Genomic DNA, 5,661 nt, shown 5'->3' with positions numbered 1-5,661 from the left:
GGGAATTTTTGAAATGGCGCAGTTGCTAAATTTAAAGTTTTGTGTATATTTGTGAAGGCTTGGTGTTGGGTTTTCGCCACAATTTTCAAGCCGCGAAACGTTGGTGGCAATTTTGCCGAACCGCAGAAACAACTAAAAAAATATTAATGACAGAAGCAGACAAATTATCTTTATTTTTTAGCAATGAATTTCCTTTTAATAAAGAAGGTTTAGAAGAATTTGTAAATACTTTTGTTATTAAATCATACAAAAAAGGGGAAATCATTTTGGAAAATGGAACTACAGAAAATGAACTTCGTTTTTTAGACCAAGGCATTATTCGGGAATTTTATGCAACTAACAACAAGGAAAAAAATATAAATTTTTATACAAATTCAGGTTTTATAACCGACTTTTCTTCGTTTACACATTCTACAGCAACAAGAAAGCATCAAGAATGTTTGACCGATGTAGATTTGAGAATTTTATCCAAAGAAAAATTCTTGAGTTTTACTGACCAATATAAATGTGGCAAACTATTTATTGAAACTATTTTCCAAAGAATAGTTGTTAATAAGGAAAGTGAAGAGTTCAACCATTTTGTAAATACTGCTGAAGAATTATATCTCGATATTATGAAGACAAAACCTGATTGGTTACTTCAAATTCCACAATATCATATTGCTTCCTATTTAGGTATTACACCTGAAACATTGAGCAGAATTAGAAAAAGAATATAATTTCTTGATTTCAATCAATGGAAAACATTATTACATTTGACAATTTTGCACTTTCAATTTAAAAATAAAGAATAATGAAAGTACATCATTTACGAAATGCAACATTGGTTATAGAAACTAAAGATAAAGTAATTTTAGTTGACCCAATGCTCGGAAAAAAAGGAACAGCAGGACCAACTTTTACGCTTTTTCGTTTTAAACCACAACGAAATCCAATTGTAGATTTACCAACCAATGCAATGAATATCGTGGAAAAAACCACACATTGTTTAATAACACATCTGCATCCTGACCATTTGGATAAAGAAGCAGAGAATTTTCTTCGCTCTAAACAAATTCCTGTTATTTGTAGTATAAAGGACGAAGCCACATTAAGAAAAAAAGGATTAAGTGTATCTCAAACTGTTGAATATTGGAAAGAAAGTCTTTTTTTAGATGGGAAAATTCAAGGTATTCCAGCAGTACACGGTTACGGATTTGTTGCCAAACCAATGGGAAATGTAATGGGTTTTCACATTGAATTACCTAATGAAAAATCAATATATTTAAGTGCAGATACCATTTACACAGACAATGTGCATAAAGTACTAACGCAATTAAAACCAGAAATTGCTGTTGTGGCTTGTGGAACAGCTCAATTGGATATCTTTCAACCTTTACTAATGCGAATGGACGACATATTAAAATTCGTAAAAAACGCACCAAATCAAGTAATTGCCAATCATCTAGAAGCAGTAAATCATTGCCCAACAACAAGAAAACAAGTAGAAGCAGAAGTTTCAAAAATTGGACTTTCTGACAAGGTTTTTATTCCAAATGATGGAGAAAGTAAAGTCTTTTAATAAACTAAGTACAAATGATTTTATAGAAAAACAGCCAGTAAATCAATGTCATATTTTTTATATCATCAATGATTTGAAAGGAATTTAAAATTCTACACTTGTAATTGCTAACTTTGCAAAGCAGCAAAATATAAATACGAATTATAGAATTAAAGCTTAAAACAAGTACTATGTTAGAGAAAAATCAACTGTTGGAATACTTAAAACAATACAATTTATTTACAGATAGTGAAATAAATGAATTTATAAGTTTAGCGACTATTTCTACGATAAAAAAAGGAGATTTTTTCATTAAACAAGATGAAATCTGTACCACGCTTTCCTTCGTGAATTTTGGTATTTTTCGTTCATTCTATTATTCTAATAATGACGAAGAAATAACCTATTGCTTTACCTTTCCTAATTCGTTATTAGTGGCTTATTCTTCATTTATTACACAGAATAAATCAGAAGAAAATTTACAAGCTTTAACAGATTCTGAAATAATTTCAATTTCAAAAAAAGAATTAGAAAACCTTGCGGAATCAAACAATAAATGGTTGAATTTTTTAAAAATAATTGCTGAAAAAGAATATGTTGAACTCGAAAAATGGATATTTAATCATCAAAAATCCAACGCCCAAAAACGATATGTAGATTTGATAAACAACCATCCACAATTTGTGCAACAAATTCCACTTCACTACATAGCTTCCTATCTTGGAATTACTCAAAGACATTTAAGTAGAATAAGAGCATCAATTTAATTATTAGACAAATGTCCTACTTGAATAGTATGACAGGAGTGTAATTTTGCACTTCAAATTAAAAATAATTAAATATATGAAAACAGTAATTTTAATAGGTGCTAATGGGAAAATGGGAAAAGCAGCACTTACAGGTTTAGGAAAACACAAAGTGATTACAGCTGGTCGTTCAAAAGACGGTTGCGACTACCAAGTTGACATTACCAGTGAAGAATCTTTGAGAAAATTATTCAAGGAGGTTGGTCACTTTGATGCAGTTGTGAATACAGTTGGCGTATGTGAATATGCAACCTTCGAGGAAATGACTGAAGCGCAATGGATGACTACAGTAATGAGTAAAATGATGGGGCAAATCAATATTGTTAGAATAGGTCAGGAATACATTGCTGATAAAGGTTCCTTTACGCTTATTACAGGTATACTAAATTTAAAACCTATTCCTTTTGCCATTGCAGATGCAACTACAAGTGGTGCCATTGATACCTTTGTAAAATGTGTAGCCTTCGAAATGCCAAGAGGTATTCGTGTAAATTCAGTAAATCCAACAGTTTTAGCAGAAGCTTGGGATGTTTATGGCGATATGATGCCAGGATTTCAACCTGTACCAAGTGCATTGGTTGGTAAAGCGTTTGAACGCTCGGTTGATGGATTTATTACTGGTCAAGTGATACTTGTTGATGCATAATTAACAAAAATCACAGCATATAGTCTTTTCAAAAAAGAAATTGACCATATGCTGTTTATTATAAAATAAAAAGAAAAATGGAATTAAAACTTTACCAAATTGACGCATTTACAGATACCATTTTTGGTGGAAATCCTGCTTGTGTGGTGCCTCTTGACAATTGGTTATCAGACGACATTTTGTTGAAAATAACTAAAGAAAATGCCGTTGCAGAAACCGCTTTTTTTGTAGATAAAGGAGAAAAAATCCATTTGCGATGGTTTACGCCAGAAATTGAAATGGATTTGTGCGGTCACGCCACACTTGCAACAGCACATTGCTTAAAGACAATTTTAGATTACAAAAAAGATGAAATTGTTTTCGAAACATTAAGTGGCGACTTAATTGTTAAAGTTGAAGATGGACTATACAAAATGGACTTCCCATCAAGAATGCCTATTGCAGATTCTTTACCCGAGACAATTTCAAAATCTTTAAATATCCAACCTAGGGAAATTTTAAAATCAAGAGACTATGTTTTGGTTTATGAAAACGAAACAGCCATCAGAAATATTAAAATTGACCGACAATTATTTGACCAAATCAACCTTGATCCAGGCGGCGTAATTGTAACAGCAATTGGAGATGACTGTGATTTCGTTTCTCGTTTTTTCACACCACAAGCCTCCATTTTAGAAGATCCTGTAACAGGTTCTGCTCATTGTTCTTTAGTGCCATTTTGGTCAAAAAGACTCGATAAAAAAGTACTTTATGGGCAACAAGTTTCGGAACGAATGGGCAAACTATATTGTGAAGACAAAGGTGACCGAGTTATTATTAGCGGAACAGCAAAAACCTATTCTGTTGGGAACTTTTGGATAGAATAAAACAATTTCTTGAAACAACAAAATATCTATTGTCATTGTAACCGACTCGCTTCAAAAATAAAAGAAAATTAAAAAGAAAATCAAAAATGAACTTTCAAATACAGAATAGCAGCAGTAACGACACAGAAGAAATTTTCCGTTTATACAAAATCGCCACTGATTTTCAGAAGACAAGATTTACCAACCATTGGCCAGAATTTGATAGAGAACTTATTGAAACTGAAATTTCAGAAAACAGACAATGGAAAATTGTTTCAGAAGGTAAAATTGCTTGTGTGTGGGCGACAACATTTAATGATCCACAAATTTGGGAGGAACGTAACGAAGATCCAGCTGTTTACATTCACCGCATAGCAACAAATCCTGATTTTCGCGGACAAAATTTAGTGGGTCAAATTGTAGAATGGGCAAAGAATTATGCCAAAGAAAATCAAAAACAATTCATAAGAATGGATACTGTTGGCGATAATTCTGGATTAATTAACTATTACTCAAAATGCGGCTTTGAGTTTTTAGGCTTATTGAAACTTAAAACCACTGAAGGACTTCCAGCACATTATGACAACGCAACAGTAAGTTTATTCCAAATTGACGTAAACTCTAAATAAGAAAATAACTTCTCATTTATTTGTTTACAGTTTTATTTAATCCATTCTTGACAATTGAAAATATTGAAAACAGTTTTACTACATTTCCCAAAACAAAAAGACAGGAATACAAAAATAAAAACTGCCACCAACAGGCGTTTGGCAAGATTGCGAATTTTGTAGTAAATTCACGTTTATTTCTCGCAAGAAATTTTATCTTTGATAGAAAATAATCGGTTCCGAACTTCGCAACCTCGCCAAGCGCCGGAACGTTGTACACTATTTTAAAATGACAATAACGATAAAACATTTTCTTTCAATAATCTTTCTGACTTTCTTTTTTAGTCAAAACCTAAATGCTCAAAGGCATAAAACTAAAGATGTTTTAAAAATTGCAGATAGCATTTTATCATTAAATGTTAACCCTGAAATTATTAAATATTTTAAAGGTTACACTGGTTCTTATCAAAAATATAAAAATGGAAAATACTATTCGCACAGAGGTTTTACACATAAAACGAAATTAAACAAAAACGTTGAAGAGATTTGGATTTTATATCATTTTAACTTTCCAGAAGTAGAAGACTTGACAAACGGTACTTGGCTAAAACTTGATAAAAACCTTAATTTAATTGAACCAATAAACCTAAGTTTTATTCCGCAATTTTTATTAGAAAACAGAAAATGTGATTTTATAACAAAACAGGAAGCTCTTAAAATTGGTATTGAAAACTTTAAAGAATCAGGAATAAAAATAAATGAACCAATTCTAATTTTTAATAAAGAAACAAACTCTTACGTTTACAGAGTAGAAAATGTTCTAACAAAATCTAAAAATATAATCGGAAAAGATACTGGAAAAACCGAAGTGTTAATTATCAATTCATTATCAGGCGAAATAATTGAACGTTTAGAAGGTCTTTACGGAATAATAATAAGATAAAAACAGTGTACAACAGCGGTTTGCTTCAATGGCTACTTCCGGATTTTCCTACGGAAAATCCGCTGCTGAATGGAATGTTTTGTTATATTTGTAATGGCTTGGTGCTGGTTCAACGCCACTGAAAGCAAGCCACATAACGTTGTAGGCAACATATTTTCCGAACTTACGCTGAAGGCTTCTCTCCTATTTTTTCAAAAGAAATTTATTGAAATTGTTTCCGAAAAATCTTGCGTGATAATTGAAACCTGAACCGAACTTTGTCGATAAACTTTG

Annotated in this window: 7 protein-coding genes; all 7 read left to right on the top strand. The window is 31.6% G+C overall.

Going from position 1 to position 5,661, the window contains the following annotated elements; genetic code table 11:
• The first annotated feature begins 146 nt into the window (after positions 1-146).
• The 7 genes from GFJ99_RS13025 (at position 147) to GFJ99_RS12995 (ending at position 5,388) form a co-directional block, all read left to right on the top strand.
• Positions 147-719, top strand: coding sequence for a Crp/Fnr family transcriptional regulator (locus GFJ99_RS13025; RefSeq protein ID WP_153209449.1), 573 nt, complete (start codon positions 147-149; stop codon positions 717-719).
• Between the two features lie 74 nt (positions 720-793).
• The gene (locus tag GFJ99_RS13020; protein ID WP_153209447.1) at positions 794-1,561 is read left to right on the top strand and encodes an MBL fold metallo-hydrolase; all 768 of its coding nucleotides are present in this window, start codon (positions 794-796) and stop codon (positions 1,559-1,561) included.
• Positions 1,562-1,731: 170 nt separating this feature from the next.
• The gene (locus GFJ99_RS13015; RefSeq protein WP_238990109.1) at positions 1,732-2,307 is read left to right on the top strand and encodes a Crp/Fnr family transcriptional regulator; all 576 of its coding nucleotides are present in this window, start codon (positions 1,732-1,734) and stop codon (positions 2,305-2,307) included.
• 76 nt (positions 2,308-2,383) lie between these two features.
• On the top strand, positions 2,384-2,992 hold the full coding sequence (locus GFJ99_RS13010; RefSeq protein ID WP_153209445.1) for a short chain dehydrogenase: 609 nt from the start codon (positions 2,384-2,386) through the stop codon (positions 2,990-2,992).
• A gap of 77 nt (positions 2,993-3,069) precedes the next feature.
• Positions 3,070-3,858, top strand: a complete 789-nt coding sequence (locus GFJ99_RS13005; RefSeq protein ID WP_153209443.1) for a PhzF family phenazine biosynthesis protein — start codon at positions 3,070-3,072, stop codon at positions 3,856-3,858.
• Positions 3,859-3,944: 86 nt separating this feature from the next.
• Positions 3,945-4,466, top strand: coding sequence for an N-acetyltransferase (locus tag GFJ99_RS13000; RefSeq protein WP_153209441.1), 522 nt, complete (start codon positions 3,945-3,947; stop codon positions 4,464-4,466).
• 268 nt (positions 4,467-4,734) lie between these two features.
• On the top strand, positions 4,735-5,388 hold the full coding sequence (locus GFJ99_RS12995) for a hypothetical protein (RefSeq protein ID WP_153209439.1): 654 nt from the start codon (positions 4,735-4,737) through the stop codon (positions 5,386-5,388).
• Positions 5,389-5,661 lie beyond the last annotated feature (273 nt).

It is taken from the genome of Flavobacterium sp. LMO6, from assembly GCF_009495795.1.
Classification (GTDB): Bacteria; Bacteroidota; Bacteroidia; order Flavobacteriales; family Flavobacteriaceae; genus Flavobacterium.
This window is presented reverse-complemented; position numbering and strand designations above follow the sequence as displayed.

Coding starts and splice junctions, on each gene's coding strand:
- GFJ99_RS13025 (WP_153209449.1), top strand. CDS start 147: ATGACAGAAGCAGACAAATTATCTTTATTTTTTAGCAATGAATTTCCT.
- GFJ99_RS13020 (WP_153209447.1), top strand. CDS start 794: ATGAAAGTACATCATTTACGAAATGCAACATTGGTTATAGAAACTAAA.
- GFJ99_RS13015 (WP_238990109.1), top strand. CDS start 1,732: ATGTTAGAGAAAAATCAACTGTTGGAATACTTAAAACAATACAATTTA.
- GFJ99_RS13010 (WP_153209445.1), top strand. CDS start 2,384: ATGAAAACAGTAATTTTAATAGGTGCTAATGGGAAAATGGGAAAAGCA.
- GFJ99_RS13005 (WP_153209443.1), top strand. CDS start 3,070: ATGGAATTAAAACTTTACCAAATTGACGCATTTACAGATACCATTTTT.
- GFJ99_RS13000 (WP_153209441.1), top strand. CDS start 3,945: ATGAACTTTCAAATACAGAATAGCAGCAGTAACGACACAGAAGAAATT.
- GFJ99_RS12995 (WP_153209439.1), top strand. CDS start 4,735: ATGACAATAACGATAAAACATTTTCTTTCAATAATCTTTCTGACTTTC.